Annotated in this window: 1 protein-coding gene; it reads right to left on the bottom strand. The window is 67.5% G+C overall.

The window, feature by feature from the left end; genetic code table 11:
• Positions 1–26: 26 nt before the first annotated feature.
• On the bottom strand, positions 27–1,180 hold a 1,154-nt coding region (locus ACGFIO_RS44345), incomplete at its 5' end, for an IS110 family transposase (protein WP_392837339.1).

Consider the following 1,180-nt stretch of genomic DNA (forward strand, 5'->3'; position numbering starts at 1 on the left):
AGCGACCTCGGCGGGAGTGCCCTGTGTCAACCGGTTGGTGGGGTTGGGTTGAGCAGGGTTTGCAGGGCGCGGTGTTCGGCTGGGTTGTAGGGGGTGTTGGTGGTCCAGCATTTCCAGATCACGCCGAGCCAGGCGCGGGCGAGGATTCTGACGGCGTGGTTGTGTTTTTTGCCGCGGTGGCGGGCTTGTTGGTAGAGGTCGGCGGCCCAGGGGTTGCTCAGGCGGCTGTCGCCGGCGAAGTTGCAGACCGCGTTGCGTAGGTGTTTGTCGGCGGCCCAGCGGAACGCGACGATGCGGGTGTTGCCCGATTGTCGGGTGGAGGGGGTGACTCCGGCCAGTCCGGCCAGGGAAGCTGGGGTGGGGAACCGGCTCCGGCAGTCACCGATCTCGGCCAGCAGCCATGCCGCGCGGATGGTCCCGGCCCGTGGCAGGCTGGTGAAGATCGCCGCGTCCGGGTGCTCGGCGAGGGCAGCGGCGATCTGATCTTCGAGAGTGTCGATCTGAGCGATGACGGTGTTCAGTGCGTTCAGGTAGGCCTGGGCGACCGCGGTCAGGGCGTGTCCGGCCGGGCCCCGGATCCCGGGCGCGGCCGAACGGAGTCGTTCGAGTAGCGTCGCGGCGGTTCTGACGTGGTAGTGGCGGGCCTTCAACCACGGTGCCAGGACATCCTCGGTCAGCGTGTCGATCTGGTCCTGAGTACCGAACTCGGCGATGAACGCCCGTGACACTATCGCGTCGAGCTCGGCGAACAACCCGACCACGCCCGGCGTGACGTCCAGCAGATGCGCCCGTAGCTGGTTGGCGATGGCCAGGCGATGGGCGAGCAGGTCCTGACGTGCCCGGACCAGTGCCCGTAATGTTTGGGTGTCCTGCCGGTCGGTGACCAGCGGGGTCAGCCGGCGCCGGTCGGTGCGGACCACATCGGCCAGGACGAACGCGTCGAACCGGTCGTCTTTGTTACCCGCCGATCCGTACCGCCGCCGGTGGCTTTTCATTTTCGACGGGGCGATCACGAACACCGGTAGTCCGGCTGTCAGCAACGCCGTGACCAGCGGTCCGTCTCCGCGTTCGATCCCGATCCCCGCCACCTGACGATCGGCCAGCACCGCGATCAACCGGCCGATACCGGCCTTGTCATGCTCGGCAGTGACCCGCTCGACGACCTCACCCTCACCGTCGA

Origin of the sequence: Actinoplanes sp. NPDC049265 (genome assembly GCF_043197135.1) — a bacterium.
Lineage (GTDB): Bacteria > Actinomycetota > Actinomycetes > Mycobacteriales > Micromonosporaceae > Actinoplanes.